This is a genomic window from Pseudomonas sp. MAFF 730105 (genome assembly GCF_055380705.1).
This window is the reverse complement of the sequence record NZ_AP018438.1, coordinates 5855821-5871775: the sequence shown is the minus strand read 5'-3', so window position 1 is coordinate 5871775 and position 15955 is coordinate 5855821. Positions and strand designations below refer to the sequence as shown.

Below are 15955 nucleotides of genomic sequence, written 5' to 3'. Positions count from 1 at the left end.
GAGGATTCCTTATCCTGTAAAAGCTAACCAAGGGCTGGCCAGGATGAAGCCCAGCGTCAAGACAATTTGTGCGGCCAATAACAGCGACTGCGTGCGCAGCAACCGCAAGGCGCCGTGGCTGCGTTCGCTCCAGGGGCGGCCAGCGCGTTCGACCGGATGAAGGCCTAGCGTGCTCAAGGCCTGATCCAGTGCCTGGGTGCGTTCGGCCAATGGCTGGATACCGTCAGCCACGCGCTGGAACAGATCGGCATCGAACGCCACGCGCAACGCCCAGTATTTTTGCAACACGCCGAGGCTGAACAGCGTGATGCTGAACAGCAGCAACCAGGGGTCGACGCTGCCCACCAGCCATTGCCCCAACCCCAGCAGCGCCGCCAGCAGGGTCAGACCGGTGGAAAACTGGTCCAGCGAATGGCCTCGACGCAACAGGCTCGCCACGGCGTGCAGTTGCATATCACTGCTCATGGCGATGGCCTTTGCGCAGTGGCTCCAGCGCCTGACGGTGCGCCTGATGCAAAACGATATGGGGGCGGACGCGCTGGAGCTGCACAATCGCGGCATCGACACTGGCCGCCCGGCCACTGTGCAACAGCCAGGCGATCACGGCGGTGGCGCTGCGCGAATAACCCAAGGCGCAACAGACCAGCACCGGCCCTCGCTGGCGCAGTTGTTCAATGGCCAGCGCGGCCTCCAGGCATTGCTCGGCGGTCGGTGCCGTGAGATCGAGCACTGGCAGCGAGCGATAGGCAATCCCGGTGCTGTCCATGGACATTTCGGCACAGAGGTCGAGCACCCCGGTAAACGCACTGTCTTTCAACTCCAGTGGCGTGGGAATGCGACCCAGCCAGACGTTGTCGGTCACGTGATCCGGCTGCGGATGGTTGCGCGTCCACCAGCGGGAATTGATCCAGGCGGCGGCGAGATACGGCGCCAACAACCAGCGTACCGCTGGGCTCAGTTGGCCATCGGCCCGCTTCTGGAAGCCGCCGGCATCGAACAGCAGATAATTGAGCGCCACAAACAACACCGCCGCCGCCGGCCAGATCAGCCAGAGCCACGCGCTGCCGAAGGCAAACGCCGGAATGAACAGCGCCGCCGCACCCACGCCGTAGCGCAGGGCCAGTTGCAGGCGGCTGCGGTCCGACGTCAGCCGAGCGCTTTGCAGCGGGCTCGGCCGGTCCAGCGGCCACAGCCAGACGCACAGCCAACCGGCCAAGGCGCCGGTCGGTACGTCGACAAAGTGGTGCTGGTAAGTGGTCAGCACCGACACGCCAATCAACGCGAACCAGCCGTGCATCACCCAGCGCCATACGCCCCGCAAGTGCCGCTCATAGCAAACCCAGAGAATCACCAGCAAAGCGATGTGCAACGACGGTGCCTGGTTGAATGGCTTGTCAAAACCGGCCAGCACCTCGAACAGCCAACCGAACACCCCATCCATTTCCGGCCGGGGGAAGGTGAAGCGTAGCGGCCAGATCAGAAAGCAACTGACCGCAATGGCCTGGGCCGTGAGCAGGCGCAGGGCGTGGCGCTTGAGTTCGGCGCGGCTGGTGGGCAGCAACAGCGACAGGCCGTAAAGCAGGTCGATCGACCAGTAAGGCACGATGGTCCAGGCCATGAACGGCATGTGGCTTTCCCAGCCGAACACCAGGCTGCCGACGTCGCTGCGCCGGGCCGTCACCCAGGTGGCGAAACCGTAGGTGCTGAAGAACAGCGGCGCGAGCAACAGCAGCCAACACACCGCCGGTTTCAGCAGGGCAGGTTCGCGGGGCGGTGCGATGACGGCACTCATCACTGCACGCGCTGCGCCAGCGAAACGCTAAAGATGCCCCACTCATCGACCCGCAGGGTGATCTTGCGAAAGCCCGCCGCTTCGACCAATTGATCCATTTCGGCCTGGCTGCGCCGACGCATCACCCAGGCCTGGCCGGCACGGTGGCTGGTGAGGGCGCGGGCAATCAGTTCCAGTTGCGGGTGCCATGGCTGGCCGGTGTAGACCAGGTAACCGCCAGGCTCCACCGCTTCAGCCAGGCCGGCGAGCGAGCCACCGACCATCTGGTTATCGGCAAACAACTCGTACAGGCCAGACACTACGGCGAGGGTCGGCTTGGGCTCCAGCGCCGCGAGATCCTGGCGGTCGAAGGCGTCGCCTTTGACGAACCGGGCGATGTCACCCAAGCCTTTTTCGACGATCAGCGCGCTGCCGTCGCGCACGTTGATATCGCTGTAGTCGCGCAGCAGGATCGACTCAGGCAACGGGCTGACGCCTTGCAGCGCCTCGAGAATGTAACGGCCATGACCGGCGGCGATGTCGACGATGCGCACCTCGCGATTCTCTTCGCGCAACCTGCCCATCGCCAGGCGCAGCAACTCCTCGACGTTCAGCTTGCGCTGGCGAATGCCGCGCCAGCCGATGGAGTTCAGGTAGTTCTGGTCGATCATCTTGCCAATCGGCGAGGTGCCGGTGGGGCGGTTGCGGTAGACATAGTCCAGGGTGCTGCCGGAATCGAAACCGGTGTCGAAACCCAACTTCACCCCGGCCGACAGCTTGCTGCCGAAGCGCATGCTGGCGCGGGTCATGCGCCAGTACAGGTCGCGCAACGAATTGTGGGGCAGGGGTGTTGCCAGGGCTTCGGACTCGGCGCAGGTCGCACCGATGCGGTCCGCATCCAGCAAGGAAGGGCGGTCCAGCGGGCGGGCGAAATTCTGCAGGATGAAACGGCGTGCACTGGCGACGGCCGGCGCGCGGTTCTTCTCGCCCAGGGTGTCGTGGAAGAATCCCGGCAGGATGTGTTTTTCCTTGTGCAGGCTGCCCAGCCGCTCGAAGAATTGTTCCTGGGGTTTGCGATGCACCACAAAGTCGGAACCGGAGATCAACAGCTGCGTCGGCACCTGGATCGCCTGGGCATCGGCGACCACGCGGTCGGCGGCTTCGTACAGGCCCAGCAGCACGTTCACCGAAATCGCCTTGGTGATCAGCGGGTCGCTGTCATAGGACGCCACCCGTTCCGGGTCATGGCTGAGGAACTTGGCCTTGACGTAGCTGTTGACGAAGAAGTTGCCGCGAAACTTGCGCATCAGCGCCAGGCCCGGGCGGGCGAACGGCACGTACAGCTTGACCTTGAACGCCGGCGACGCCAGCACCAGGGAGCGAATGCGCGGCGCGTAATCGTGAACCCAGGTAGACGCGATCACCGCGCCGACGCTTTGCGCCACCACGGCGATGTTCTGCTCGTCGATCTGATGTATCGCGCCGATGTGGTCGCAGAAGGTCTGCACGTCCCGCGCGCTGGTGGCGAAACTCGGGCTGTCACCGCGTTCACCGGGGGACTGGCCGTGGCCGCGGGCGTCCCAGGCAAAGAACTCGAAACCGGGCAGGTCCAGCTCATCCACCAGATGCGCGATGCGCCCGGAGTGCTCATGACCTCGGTGAAACAACAACACGGCCTTGCGGGGTTCGCCCGGGTCCACGGCCACGGCCGGCCAGTGCCGGTAGAACAACTCCACGCCATCATGGGTGGTGAATGTCCGGTCTTGAGCTTCGCGCATTGCAAGTTCCTTTATGCTGAGGGAGCGTTTTCCTTCACTTGGTCCAGGCCATGACGGACCCGGTTGACCAAGGTATAAACCAGCAGGGCGGCAACCACCGCCATCACACCATCGACCCACAGCGCCCCGAGCCAACCCAAGGCAATACCGGTCGCCAACACGCCGCATACAAAGGCCCGGTCACTCTTGCCCATGGGGCCGTCATAGCGCCGCGAAGCCCCGACCATCGCCCCCAGCACACCCGCGTATTCGCTGAACAACGCCAACAGCGTGACCAACAACACGAGCAACAGACTGGCATCGGGAATCAGGGCAAAGGGGAGGATCAGGGCCGCGTCGGCGATGATATCGCATAGCTCATTCAGGTAGGCACCCAGATGCGATTGCTGCCCGAACTCCCGCGCCAGCATGCCGTCCACGGCATTCAAGGCCATGCGCAGGAACATCCAGACCGGCACCAGTACAAACACCCACGGATGACTGGCGAACCAGGCGATCACCACACCCACCAGCACGGAAATGATGCCTGCGAGCAGGGTGACCTGGTTGGCGGTGACACCCTTGTCGTAGAGCCGTTGGACGGCGGGACGCAGCAGGTTCTGGAAGGCGGGCTTGAGTTGGTAGATGGAGGGCATCGGGGCGAGATCTCGGGCCGGTTGCGGGCATAAAGGATTCAGCAGCGAGATTACGATAGGTTGAGGGTTTGCTGGTGGTTATTTGTTGGGAATGAGCTTCGGTCTACATCTCGCGCTGAATCCTCCTGGGATGGAAACACCATTCAAATGTGGGAGCGAGCCTGCTCGCGATGGTGTGTCAGTCGACGGTGATGCTGGCTGTGCCGACGCTATCGCGAGCAGGCTCGCTTCCACATGGACTTGCGGATCTCTCGAATCCCAAACTCCAGCACTGATCCCCTGTGGGAGCAAAGCTTGCTCGCGATAGCGGCCTATCAGACACCCGCAACATTGAATGCAAAATCAAACCCGCCCAGCCACTTCCTCAACCACCCCCTGAACCACTGCTGCGCCGGATGAGACTCGCTGCGCCGGTGCCAGATCAGGTCGAACGCCATCCGAGGCAACGTGACCGGTGGTGGGAACATCACCAGCTTGTTGCTGCCCGCCGCGCCCATCGCCACCCGTTTCATCACCGTAGCGGTCAACCGGGTGCGGGCGATCAGCGAGGGCACGGCGAACATCTGTGGCAACGTCAGGGCCAGTTCGCGCTGCTTGCCCTGTTGGGCAAGGGCGTGATCCACCAAACCGTGCAAGTCTCCCTCCGGCGAAACCAGCACATGGCGAAGTTGCAGATAGGTCTTCAGGGTCATGGCGCGACGGGCCACCGGGTGGTCATGGGCGACGATGGTGACGAATTCGTCGGTGAGCACGGTCCGGTTCAATATCCGCGCCGCCGCCTGGGTCGGCGGCACGCCCACTGCTGCGTCGATCAAGCCGCTGTCCAGCATGTCGACCGCGTGATCTCGGTCGTTGAACGCGTACACGTTCATCGAAACCCCCGGCGCCTGCTCCGCGAGTGCCTGCAACAGCGCGGGCAAGAGCACATAGGCCGGGTAATCGGAGAGGCCGAGTTTGAACACCAGCGAAGCCTTGCCAGGCTCGAACTCGGGCCGCTCGACCAATGCAACTTGAAGCTGGTGCAGCGCCTGGGCAATCGGCACCGCCAGGTCCCGAGCTCGAGGCGTCGGCAAAAGCCCCTCGGCACTGCGGGCAAACAACCCATCACCAAGCAGCGTTCGCAGCCGCGATAACGCGGCACTCATCGCCGGCTGACTGACACCCACCCGAGCCGCCGCGCGGGTGACATTGCGCTCCGTCATCAGCGCGTCGAAGGCCACCAGCAGGTTCAGATCAATCCCATGAAAATCCATAAATCAAATAATCATTCATATCAGCTATTTGTTAGACGGATCATAGCCTTCAATCCCAAACTCTCGCTACCACCCCACTTCAATGGTGAGACCCCCAATGACCCTATCAACCACCCACCTTGCTGAACAGCTGCGCGCCGAGCGCCGGGCCGTCGAAACCTTCTACCGTGCATTCAGTGACCAACAGCCAGATCTCGTCGATGAAGTACTCACCCGTGACTGGGACGACATCCCGTTGGCACCCGGCCAGGTACCTGGCCCGGAAGGCATCAAGGCCATCATTCGCAGCTTCGTCCAGGCGTTTCCGGATGTGCGGATCGTCGTCCACGACATGGTCCAGGAGCCCGGAAAAATGGGCGTGCGCGCCGAAATCACCGGCACCCATGCAGGCGAACTCTTCGGCATCGCCGCCACCGGCAAGCAGGTCAGTTTCCGCATTCATGAATTCCACACGTTCCGTGACGCGAAGCTGACCACGACATGGCACATGGAAGACTGGTTTGCCCTGTTCCTTCAACTCGGCCAGTTCCCTGCCCAGGCCTGAAAGGAGTTTTCCCATGAAGAGCGCTTTGATTAATGAGTTCGGCAGCCCGGATGTGATCGTCGAGGGCGAAGCGAGGTTGCGAAACCCACAACCCAACGAAGTGGTCGTGCGCATTGAGGCCGCCAGCGTCAATCCGCTGGACGTCAAGATACTCGCCGGTTACATGCAGCCGATCTTCCCGGTGGCATTCCCCTATGCTCCAGGGACCGATTTCAGCGGTGTGATTGAGTCCGTCGGCGAGCAGGTGAGCGTCCTCAAGACCGGGGATCGAGTGGTCGGACGAACCTCCCCCGAGCATGGCGGTGCGTTCGCCACCCATCTGGTCATCGCCGCCTCCGAACTGTGTGTCATTCCCGCGCCGATGAGTTTCGAACAGGCCGCGGCATTGCCGACCGCGTATGGCACGGCCAGGCAGGCGCTTTTTGATATTGGCAAGTTGCAGCGCGGCCAACGTGTGCTGATCCACGCCGGTGCCGGCGGCGTCGGCAGCATGGCAGTCCAGCTGGCCCATCTCGCCGGCTGCCATGTGATCGCAACGGCCTCGGCGAAGAACCTCGAACTGCTGAAAAGCTTGGGCGCCGATGAAGTCATCGACTACCGAACCCAGACCCTGGACAGCGTGCGCGAAATCGACCTGGTGCTCGACACCCTGGGCGGCGAAACGCTGGAGGAATCCTGGCAGGTGCTGCGTCCGGGCGGACGCATATCTACCCTGGTGGAATTCAATATCGAAGGCCGGGACAGTCACACGGGTGAGTTCGTCTTCTTCGCCAGCGCCGTGCCTTTCCTTCCCGAGGCGATCCGACAGTTCAGCGAGGGGCAATTGCAGATCATCATCGATTCAACCTTTACGCTGGCGGAAATCCGGACGGCGTTGGAAAAGGTCGCCACTGGGCATGCTCGAGGGAAGGTGGTTATTCGCCCTGGGGGCTGATCGTTAATCCAACACCCAACTTCTAACCGTCGATTAGTTGCCGCTGCTGGTCAAAAAAAGCACCAAGTTTCGAGGCAGCTCGATTGAGCATGCCTCTTCTAAAGCTTCAATTTGAAGTTTATCTAATTGATAGTCATACAAATATTCTTCCTCTTTTGCCCAATTCATTATTTTAGCTAGGCCCTTGGTTTCGAGAGGAAGTTCGATTTCGTATGACGCAAAGTCCTCTCCGTCAACTACACCCATTATTGTATGTTTCATGGTTCTACCGTCCTAGTTGGGTTAGCTGGTTTGGTCTGAAGTCCAGTAACGTGATCAAATTCACCCAGGTGCTTGCCTCGCTTGTTATATTTTTCTAACGCGCCATGTTGAAAGTCCCATTCATATATTGTTCTGTCAGGGTCTTTCCAGCGAGGGCGCAACCCTCCGCCTTTCATACGCGTTTTGGGCTGCGCCCATTTTGCATCCGGAAAAGCAGGTAGGGAGCCCGGTTTTTGATGGTAGTCATGATGTGCGGTGCTCAAGACCACATAAACCGGCCGAACCCCCGTCCCCACCGGAAACACCAGAATGAAATCCCGATACTCCGGCGGATAAATCGGATCGACGATGATGCTGTCGGCCATCGGCGTGGGCGGGTAGATCCAGATGGGAGGGGCCTGCGGTGCCGCTTCCAGGGCGGGGATACCCAGGGTGTCGGACGGATCGACGGCTGGCGTCCAGATCAGCTCGATGCCGTCACCCAAGTCGGCGATGTAGTGGTCGGCGCGAGGGACCAGGTGGACGACGTCGACCATTTCCCAATCGCGGTTCTGGCCGGTATAGAAGCCATAGCCCTTGAGGCTGCCATCGGCCTGTTGCTCTATTTGCAGGCGCATTCGGCTGCGGGCCTGCTTCAAGTTGTGTAGCTGTTCTTCGGAGTAAAGGGCGCTATCACCCAGGCTGGAAGGCCAGAGCAAGGCAACCATGCCGGTCAACAGCCCCGTGACGACGGTGCCGCCCACCGTTGCCGCGGTTGCTTCAAGTGCGGTGCCGCCGAGAGCAAGCCTGCCCAATGACGCGGTTACCGCGCCGGCGCCCATCTGCTTGAGGGGCACAGTCCCCGATCCATCGGTATGCCTGCCGCCGAGCCAAACCAGATCTCCGTACTGCTTGACCAAGTCAGCCGGCACATAACCGTTGGGGTTGCGGTAATCAATGACGCCGTCGGGTAACTTGCAGCTCTTGGCGAACACACTGCCGGTGACGGGCAGTGGCGTTCTATCGACCGTGGCCCAGCGTTCCTTTTCGTAGGCGGCCTGCCGGGCAAGCATGGCTTCATACTTCAGTTGCCCGGCTTCACGCTCGGCCAGCTCGCTGGGTGTCATGTCCCGATAGGTGACGTAATGCCCGTCGCCGCCGGGTGGGTTCTTGACTTGGGGGATGTCTTTTTGGCGTGTCACGGAGGGGCAGGTCTCGTCCAGTCGATGCGGGAGAGACGCTAACCCAAGGGCTCAGGCTGGGGCTGTAGGCGCTTTCTGTATTGGTTGTGCCTTTTTCCTCAGGCTCCGCAGGACACTGGAGCGCGTGAACGAAGAAGGCGCGTTGCAGCCAATAACTTCGCACCCAGCCATTAAAAAAAGCAGACCTTTGGCACCGATAACATCGTTTCTCGGGTGCTTTGCTTTTCCCTATATTGGCTGCCAGATCCGGTGAATGACTCAGCGTTCACCCCCTAAGTGCGAGTAGCCTCAATGAATAACAAACCTGACAGCGCAGGGCTTGATAACGCAGGAGCGGGAACCCGGGCGGTCTGGGGTGGCGAGCAAGTCAGGCATCCCTACAACGCCACGCAAACCCCCATCGTGGTCAGCGCCGCGTACGGCTACGACGATATCGACGTCTGGTACGACGTCGCCTTGGGCAAGGCCCCGGGCTTTATCTACAGCCGCATGAGCAACCCCACCGTCGAGACCCTCGAAGCCAAGATCCGTGAACTGGAAATGGCCGAGTCCGCCGTGGCGTTCAGCACCGGCATGGCGGCGATCAGCAGTGTGCTCTACACCTTTCTGGCCCAGGGCGATCGGGTGGTGTCCACCAAGGACAGCTACGGCGGCACCAACAAGATTTTCGAAGAATTCCTGCCGCGCATGGGGGTGAAGGCGACCTTGTGCGAGACTTTCGATCACGATGAGATCGAACGGGAAATCGCCAAGGGCTGCCAGGTGGTGTACCTGGAAACCCCGACCAACCCGACCCTGAAAATCCTCGATATCCAGCGTCTGGTGGCGGCGGCCAAGCGGGTCGGCGCCGTGGTGGTGGCGGATAACACCTTCGCCACGCCGCTCAATCAGAATCCCCTGGCATTGGGCGTGGACGTGGTGATCCACAGCGCGACCAAGTTCCTCAGTGGCCATGGCGATGTGCTCGGCGGCCTGGTCTGTGGCAGCGAATCCCTGATGGCCAAGGTACGGCATTACCGGGAAATCAACGGTGCGGCACTGGACCCGTTCTCAGCCTTCATGATCATTCGTGGCATGAAAACCCTGGTGCTGCGCATGCGTCAGCAGCAAGCCAGCGCGCGTGCCCTGGCGGAGTTCCTGTGCACCGAGCCGCTGGTGGAATCAGTCAACTATCCCGGCTTGCCCAGCCATCCGAACCACGCCGTGGCGTGTGCGCAAATGGCCGGCTTTGGCGCCATCGTCAGTTTCGTCCTGGTCGGAGGCATGGACACCGTCACCGCGCTCCTGCCTCGTCTGCGCTTCGCCCACTGCGCGGGCAACCTGGGTGCGGTGGAAACCATCTATGGCCCGGCGCGCACCACCAGCCATGTCGAAAACACCCTGGAGGAACGGCTGGCCCTGGGCATCTCCGAGGGGTTGGTGCGGGTCTCGGTGGGCATCGAGGACACCGACGATCTGCTCGACGACTTGAAGCAGGCATTCGCCTTTGTCCGGGCTGCGCGGGAACAGCGGACGCAAACGAATTCGCACGCTTCAACCCTGGAAGTGTGCACCGAAACCAGCCGTTGAACTGTCAGCGTCAGACCCTCGCGACAAGGCGGTCACGGGGGTGTTCATGAATAGGAAAATAATAAAACCGGATGACGACCCGTGTTGTCTCTGTGCTGTCACTTCGCGCAGAGGTCGGAGCGTGTCCTCACGACTTTCATGAGAACAACCATGTCCATAAAACAAGAACAACTCAGTACGCAGGTCGGCTTCAAGCAGGAAATGCAAACACGCCATATCGTCATGCTGGCATTGGGTGGCGTGATTGGCACCGGGCTTTTCCTCACGTCCGGCTACACCGTGAATCAAGCCGGCCCGTTGGGTGCGGTAATCGCTTACATCATCGGCGCCTTGATGGTGTACATGGTGATGATGTGTCTCGGTGAACTGGCGGTGCAGATGCCGGAAACCGGTTCATTCAGCACCTACGCCACGCGCTTTCTCGGCCCGGGCACCGGTTATACCGTAGCCTGGTTGTACTGGCTGACCTGGACCGTGGCCATCGGTTCTGAATTCACCGCCGCCGGTATCCTGATGGCGCGCTGGTTTCCAGACACACCGGTGTGGATCTGGAGCGCGCTGTTCGCCTGCGTGGTGTTCCTGAGCAACGTGGTCTCGGTGCGCTTGTTCGCCGAAACCGAGTTCTGGTTGTCCCTGGTCAAGGTCGCGACCGTGGTGGCGTTCCTGCTGATCGGCGGCGGCGCGATTCTCGGCCTGCTGCACATCGATCAGGCCCACAGCATCGGCTTGAGCAACTTCACCCGCGAAGGGCTTTTCCCCACCGGTTTCATGCCGATTGCCATGACGCTGCTGGCGGTTTCGTTTGCCTTCTCCGGCACGGAGTTGATCGGTATCGCCGCCGGTGAAACCAAGGATCCCCAGCGCAATGTGCCCCGCGCCATCCGCACCACCGTGCTGCGCCTGGCGATCTTCTTCGTCGGGACCATCTTCGTCCTGTCGACCTTGTTGCCTCGCGAACAGGCCGGCATCGTCGAGAGCCCCTTCGTCACCGTGTTCACCTACATCGGCATTCCGTACTCCGCCGACATCATGAACTTCGTGATCATCAGCGCCTTGCTGTCGGCCGCCAACTCCGGCTTGTACGCCGCCTCACGGATGCTCTGGACCCTGAGCGACCAAGGGCACCTGCCCAAGCAGTTCTCGGCACTGACCCGCATGGGCACGCCTCTCAACGCGATCATCGTCAGCATGGCCGGCGGCGCCGCCTCGTTGCTCAGCAGTGTCTTTGCCGCCGACACCATCTACCTGGCGCTGGTGTCGATCTCCGGGTTGGCCGTGGTGGTGGTGTGGATGAGCATCGCCGCCAGCCAGATCGCTTTCCGTCGTCACTACGTTGCCAATGGCGGTGATGTGCGCCACCTCAAGTTCCGCGTCCGCGGCTATCCGTGGGTGCCGCTGGGGGCACTGGCCTCCTGCGGGTTGGCGTGTGTCGGGATTGCTTTCGATCCGGAACAGCGGGTGGCGTTGTACTTCGGCTTGCCATTCATCGTCTGGTGCTATTTCGTGTACTTCATTACCCGCAAAAGCCGCGAGCAACGCTTGCTGGTGAACCCGTTGGCGCAGCCGTCCGATGCAATTTAGGCGGTGCCGGGGGGAGGGCGTCAATGAGGCAGGATCATGAAGCAGAAACCGTTACCCCCGTTGAACTGGCTGCGGGCATTCGAAGTGTCGGCCCGCTGCCTGAACTTCACCCACGCCGCCGAGGAGTTGTGCTTGACCCAAGGCGCGGTGAGCCAGCAGATCCGTCAGCTGGAAAGCCACTTGGGGGTGGCACTGTTCAAACGCCTGCCCCGTGGCTTGGGTCTGACCGAGGAGGGCCAGTCCTACCTGCCGGTGGTACAGGATGCGATTACGCGCCTGGCGGTGGGGACCAACGAGATTTTCGGCCAGCACAAGCGCCGGCCGATCAAGGTCCGCGGCAGCCTGGCGTTCTTCGTGCATTGGCTGGCGCCGAAACTGGTGGACTTCCGCCAGGCCCATCCCCAGGTCGACATCCGCTACATCAGCAACATCTGGGTCAAGGAACTGGATGGCGAGGACGACCTGGAAATTCGCTGGGGCCATGGTCAGTGGTCCGGCCTGGTGTCGCAGCGGCTGACCTGGGACACCTTGTTCCCCGTCTGCTCGCCAGCGCTGATGGCACGCTCGCCGCTGCAGGAACCGGCGGACGTGGCGAAGCATCCGCTGTTGCATGTGTTGGGGTATGAAGAAGGCTGGGGGTACTGGCTGAACATGGTCGGTGCCGACCACGTCGATTCGTCGACGGGCATGCAGTTCGACACGCTGGTCTGCACCTTGCGCATGGCCGAACTGGGGCAGGGGATCGCCCTGGCCCGGTCGTCGATGGTCGCTGACCTGCTTGAGGAGGGACGCCTGGTCGAACCCTTCACCCAGCGCATCGAAGCCAGCGAGTCGTTCTACCTGGTACGCGGTTCCGGGACCGAACAGCACCCCGACGCCGTCATGTTCGCCACCTGGCTGGTCGAGCAGGCACATCGTTTCAAATGAATGGCCGGAGCCAACCATGCGCTATGTAAGTACCCGAAACTCGGTCGTGCAGGTCGATTTCGAAAAGGTCGTGTTATCGGGCGTGGCCCCGGACGGCGGGCTGTTCGTGCCGCTGGAGTTGCCGCTGTTCGAACCCCAGGAGATTGCCAACTGGTCGACCTTGTCCTATGACGAGCTGGCTTATCGAGTGATGAGCCCGTTCGTGGGCGAGACGATTCCCGAGGCAGACCTCAAGCGCATGCTCAAGGAGGCTGGCAGCCAATTCAGCCATCGCTCCCTGGCGCCTCTGCATCAGGTGGATCGCAACGAATGGGTCCTGGAACTGTTCCATGGCCCGACCCGCTCCTCGAAGGATTTTGCCGCCCAACTCCAGGCTCGGCTGGTGCAATATTTCCTGCGCAAATGCGATCGCCGCGCCGTGGTGATCGGCGCCACCAATGGCGATACCGGGCTGGCGGCCATCGAAGCTTTCAAGCACTGCGAGGAAACCGTGGTGGTCGTGGTCTACCCGGAAGCGGGCGTACCCCAGGACCAACTCCGGCACCTCCAGGCGGTGGCGCATCCCCGGGTCCACCAGTTCGCCGTCAATGGCAGCTTCGACGAGTGCCAGACCCTGGTCAGCCGGCTGTTCCGGCAGTGGCCGTGCACCGGGCACGAAGCGATCAGTTTCAACTCCAGCAACTGGGTGGGGGTGCTGGCGCAGTTGGTGTTCTATTTCCACGCCGTACTGCAACTGGGCGGCGGCCAGCGGCCCATCGGTTTCAGTGTGCCGGCGGCGAGTTTTGCCGAGGTCTATGCCGGTTACATTGCGCAGAAGATGGGCTTGCCGATCACCCAGATGATCGTGGCGACCAACCAGAACGATGCGCTGCACCAATTATTCTTGAAGAACCACTACTCCCGGTTGCGCGCCAACAAGACCTTGTCGCCGGCCATGGACCTGTCGATCTTTTCCAACCTGGAGCGCTTTCTCTGGGAGCTCTACGGGCATGACGACCAGGCTGTGAGTGCGCTGATGGAACACTTCGAAAGCAGCGGCGAGATGACCATCGCCAATGAGTTCTGGCTGCAGGCGCGGATGATCATCGATTCCTACGCCGTCAGTGATGAACAGACCCTGGAAGAAATCACCTCGCTGTACCGCGACACCGGCTACGTCATCGACCCCCACACCGCCACCGGCGTGCTTGCGGCCAGGTTATACCGGCGAAGCCTGGTGGCGCCGATGGTGACCCTGGGGGAAATCTCACCGGCCAAATCGGCGGCGTTGCTTGGCGAGCTGGGGATCAGCGTTTCGCCACTGCATCACCCGCTCGCGGAACACGGCCCGGTGCAGATCCATCGGATCCAGCCGGACGACCTCGACACCCTCCATCAACTGCTCGGCACGCTGTAAGGAGGCCCCGTGAAGCGAATTCTCGACCCGCTCGACGAACGCATCATCGCCGAACTGCGCCTCAATGCCCGGGCCGCCCATGCCGAGCTGGCGGCGAAGGTCAACCTGTCGCGCAACGCTGTGCGCCAGCGCATCGAACGCCTCGAACGCGACGGGGCGATCCAGGGTTATACGGTGCGGACGGGGGAGGGGCTTTCGGCTGCGTCGAACATCAATGCGGTGATTTTCGTCTACCGCTACGACCGCATGCGCGGCGCGGAAGTGTTGCAGGCGCTGCAAGCCATGCCAGAAGTGCTTCAGTGCGATGTGATGAGTGGCGAATTCGATCTGATGCTGCGGGTCGGCGCGGCGAGCCCGGAGCGGGTGCACAGGGTCTGGAAGAACATCTCGGCGTTGCCGGGGGTGGAGAACACCGTCACCTCATTCGTGCTGTCGTCAGTGATCTGAAGCCCGACACACAACCCCTGTGGGAGCGAGCCTGCTCGCGATAGCGGTAGACCAGCCGACTTCGATGTTGACTGACCTGACGCTATCGCGAGCAGGCTCGCTCCCACAGGGTTATGTGTCTGTTGATCGTTCCCACGCTCGCTGTCGCGCAATGCCGTGCGCCAGCGCATCGAACGCCTCGAACGCGACGGGGCGATCCTGGGTTATACGGCGCCGCGGCGAGCCCGGAGCGGGTGCACAGGGGCTGGAAGAACATCTCGGCGTTACCGGGGGGGAGAACACCGTCACCTCATTCGTGCTGTCGTCAGTGATCTGAAGCTCGACACACAACCCCTGTGGGAGCGAGCCTGCTCGCGATAGCGGTAGACCAGCCGACTTCGATGTTGACTGACCTGACGCTATCGCGAGCAGGCTCGCTCTCCCAGGGTTATGTGTCTGTTGATCGTTCCCACGCTCCCGCGTGGGAATGCCGCCAGGGACGCTCCGCGTTCCGCGCCTGATCGACCCAGACAACCCCTGGTCAAAACGCCCATGAAATAGAGCAAATTGGCATATTTCACTGCCCGGCCCACCCCCTAACCTAGATCCAACAACCTCATCACCCGGATCAAGGGACACAACAAAAATGACTGAATACAAACTGGCGCTGGTCGGCTTCGGCGGTGTGAACCGGGCATTGGCGCAATTGATCGCCGAGCGTAACGACCGCTGGAAAACCGAACTGGGTTTCACCCTGAAGATCGTCGGCGTGACCGACCTGTTTCTTGGCTCGGTCATGGGCCGTGAAGGCCTGGACGCTGCGCTGCTGGCCAAACTGCCCGCCACCAAGGGCGCCTTTGCGCAATGGCCAGGAGGCAACGTCGAAGCGCTCAACGAAGCGGTGATCAAGGAGAGCGGCGCGGACATCATCGCCGAAGCCACCTTCACCAACCCGGTGGATGGCGAGCCCGCTACTTCGTTCTGCCGCTGGGCACTGGAAGGCGGCAAGCACGTCGTCACCACCAACAAGGGACCGATTGCCCTGCATGGCGCCGAGCTGAAAGCACTGGCCCGCCGCAACAACGTCGCCTTTGAATACGAAGGCTCGGTGATGAGCGGCACGCCGGTCATTCGCGTCGCCAAGCAGTTGCTGGCCGGCAGTGCGATGACGGGTTTCGAGGGCATCCTCAACGGCACCTCCAATTTCGTCCTCACCTGCATGGAAAACGGACTGGGGTTTGCCGAAGCGGTCAGCAAGGCACAAGCGCTGGGCTATGCCGAAGCCGATCCGACCGCGGATGTCGAAGGGCACGACGTGCGCCTCAAAGTGTTGATCCTGGCGAACGAACTGCTCGACGCCAAGCTGAAGGTCAGCGATGTCAGCTGCAAAGGGATCTCCTCCCTTGACCTCGACGACATCGAAAAAGCCCGCCAGGACGGCGCCCGCTGGAAACTCATCGGCGCCGCCAGCCGACACGCCAACGGCTCGATCAGCGCCAGCGTCGAACCGCGCCTGTTGAGCAACGATCATCCGCTCGCCGGCGTGAGCGGCGCCATCAACGCCGTGTCGTTCAGCTCCGAACTGCTCGGCGCCGTGACGGTGTCCGGCCCTGGAGCCGGGCGCACGGAAACGGCGTTTGCGCTGCTCTCGGACATCATCGCCATCCACCAGTCTGCCGTGCGCAACCAGGAGTAATCC

The 15955-nt window shown here is 61.8% G+C and carries 15 protein-coding genes and 1 pseudogene; 9 read left to right on the top strand and 7 right to left on the bottom strand.

Features of this window, described 5'->3' with window-relative positions; all coding sequences use genetic code 11:
- Positions 1–9: 9 nt before the first annotated feature.
- From PCOSP_RS25790 to PCOSP_RS25770, 5 genes are all read right to left on the bottom strand, one after another.
- Entirely contained in the window at positions 10–465 is a 456-nt protein-coding gene (locus PCOSP_RS25790; RefSeq protein ID WP_464709794.1) for a hypothetical protein, read from the bottom strand.
- The gene (locus PCOSP_RS25785) at positions 455–1792 is read right to left on the bottom strand and encodes a phosphatase PAP2/dual specificity phosphatase family protein (RefSeq protein ID WP_464709793.1); all 1338 of its coding nucleotides are present in this window, start codon (positions 1790–1792) and stop codon (positions 455–457) included. The genes PCOSP_RS25790 and PCOSP_RS25785 overlap by 11 nt, the downstream gene beginning before the upstream one ends.
- A complete protein-coding gene (locus PCOSP_RS25780) occupies positions 1792–3549 on the bottom strand; it encodes a bifunctional alpha/beta hydrolase/class I SAM-dependent methyltransferase (RefSeq protein ID WP_464709791.1) in 1758 nt (585 codons plus the stop codon). The genes PCOSP_RS25785 and PCOSP_RS25780 overlap by 1 nt, the downstream gene beginning before the upstream one ends.
- An 11-nt stretch (positions 3550–3560) precedes the next feature.
- A complete protein-coding gene (locus PCOSP_RS25775; RefSeq protein WP_175363206.1) occupies positions 3561–4184 on the bottom strand; it encodes a CDP-alcohol phosphatidyltransferase family protein in 624 nt (207 codons plus the stop codon).
- A 314-nt stretch (positions 4185–4498) separates the two neighbouring features.
- Positions 4499–5437, bottom strand: a complete 939-nt coding sequence (locus PCOSP_RS25770; RefSeq protein ID WP_464709790.1) for a LysR family transcriptional regulator — start codon at positions 5435–5437, stop codon at positions 4499–4501.
- Between the two features lie 97 nt (positions 5438–5534).
- Between PCOSP_RS25770 and PCOSP_RS25765 the strand changes: the two genes are divergently transcribed.
- Both PCOSP_RS25765 and PCOSP_RS25760 read left to right on the top strand, forming a co-directional pair.
- Positions 5535–5981, top strand: a complete 447-nt coding sequence (locus PCOSP_RS25765) for an ester cyclase (protein ID WP_139649129.1) — start codon at positions 5535–5537, stop codon at positions 5979–5981.
- Between the two features lie 13 nt (positions 5982–5994).
- On the top strand, positions 5995–6915 hold the full coding sequence (locus tag PCOSP_RS25760) for an NADP-dependent oxidoreductase (RefSeq protein ID WP_464709787.1): 921 nt from the start codon (positions 5995–5997) through the stop codon (positions 6913–6915).
- 33 nt (positions 6916–6948) lie between these two features.
- Here PCOSP_RS25760 and PCOSP_RS25755 read toward each other — a convergent pair whose 3' ends face one another.
- Both PCOSP_RS25755 and PCOSP_RS25750 read right to left on the bottom strand, forming a co-directional pair.
- Positions 6949–7176, bottom strand: a complete 228-nt coding sequence (locus PCOSP_RS25755; RefSeq protein WP_464709785.1) for a DUF7683 domain-containing protein — start codon at positions 7174–7176, stop codon at positions 6949–6951.
- On the bottom strand, positions 7173–8357 hold the full coding sequence (locus PCOSP_RS25750) for a colicin E3/pyocin S6 family cytotoxin (protein WP_464709784.1): 1185 nt from the start codon (positions 8355–8357) through the stop codon (positions 7173–7175). Before PCOSP_RS25750 ends, PCOSP_RS25755 begins: the two co-directional genes overlap by 4 nt.
- Positions 8358–8648: 291 nt before the next feature.
- Between PCOSP_RS25750 and PCOSP_RS25745 the strand changes: the two genes are divergently transcribed.
- From PCOSP_RS25745 to PCOSP_RS25715, 7 genes and pseudogenes are all read left to right on the top strand, one after another.
- Positions 8649–9926, top strand: a complete 1278-nt coding sequence (locus PCOSP_RS25745) for a cystathionine gamma-synthase family protein (protein WP_464709783.1) — start codon at positions 8649–8651, stop codon at positions 9924–9926.
- Positions 9927–10076: 150 nt separating this feature from the next.
- Positions 10077–11507: an amino acid permease gene (locus PCOSP_RS25740; RefSeq protein WP_055135471.1), complete on the top strand. Its 1431-nt coding sequence runs from the start codon at positions 10077–10079 to the stop codon at positions 11505–11507.
- A 36-nt stretch (positions 11508–11543) separates the two neighbouring features.
- Positions 11544–12434, top strand: coding sequence for a LysR substrate-binding domain-containing protein (locus PCOSP_RS25735; protein ID WP_024780783.1), 891 nt, complete (start codon positions 11544–11546; stop codon positions 12432–12434).
- Positions 12435–12450: 16 nt separating this feature from the next.
- A complete protein-coding gene (thrC, locus tag PCOSP_RS25730) occupies positions 12451–13830 on the top strand; it encodes a threonine synthase (protein ID WP_464709782.1) in 1380 nt (459 codons plus the stop codon).
- A 9-nt stretch (positions 13831–13839) separates the two neighbouring features.
- The gene (locus PCOSP_RS25725; RefSeq protein ID WP_024780781.1) at positions 13840–14277 is read left to right on the top strand and encodes an Lrp/AsnC family transcriptional regulator; all 438 of its coding nucleotides are present in this window, start codon (positions 13840–13842) and stop codon (positions 14275–14277) included.
- A 138-nt stretch (positions 14278–14415) separates the two neighbouring features.
- Positions 14416–14593: pseudogene (locus PCOSP_RS25720) on the top strand (Lrp/AsnC family transcriptional regulator); the annotation flags it as partial.
- 309 nt (positions 14594–14902) lie between these two features.
- Positions 14903–15952: a homoserine dehydrogenase gene (locus PCOSP_RS25715; RefSeq protein WP_464709781.1), complete on the top strand. Its 1050-nt coding sequence runs from the start codon at positions 14903–14905 to the stop codon at positions 15950–15952.
- The last annotated feature ends 3 nt before the right edge of the window (positions 15953–15955 follow it).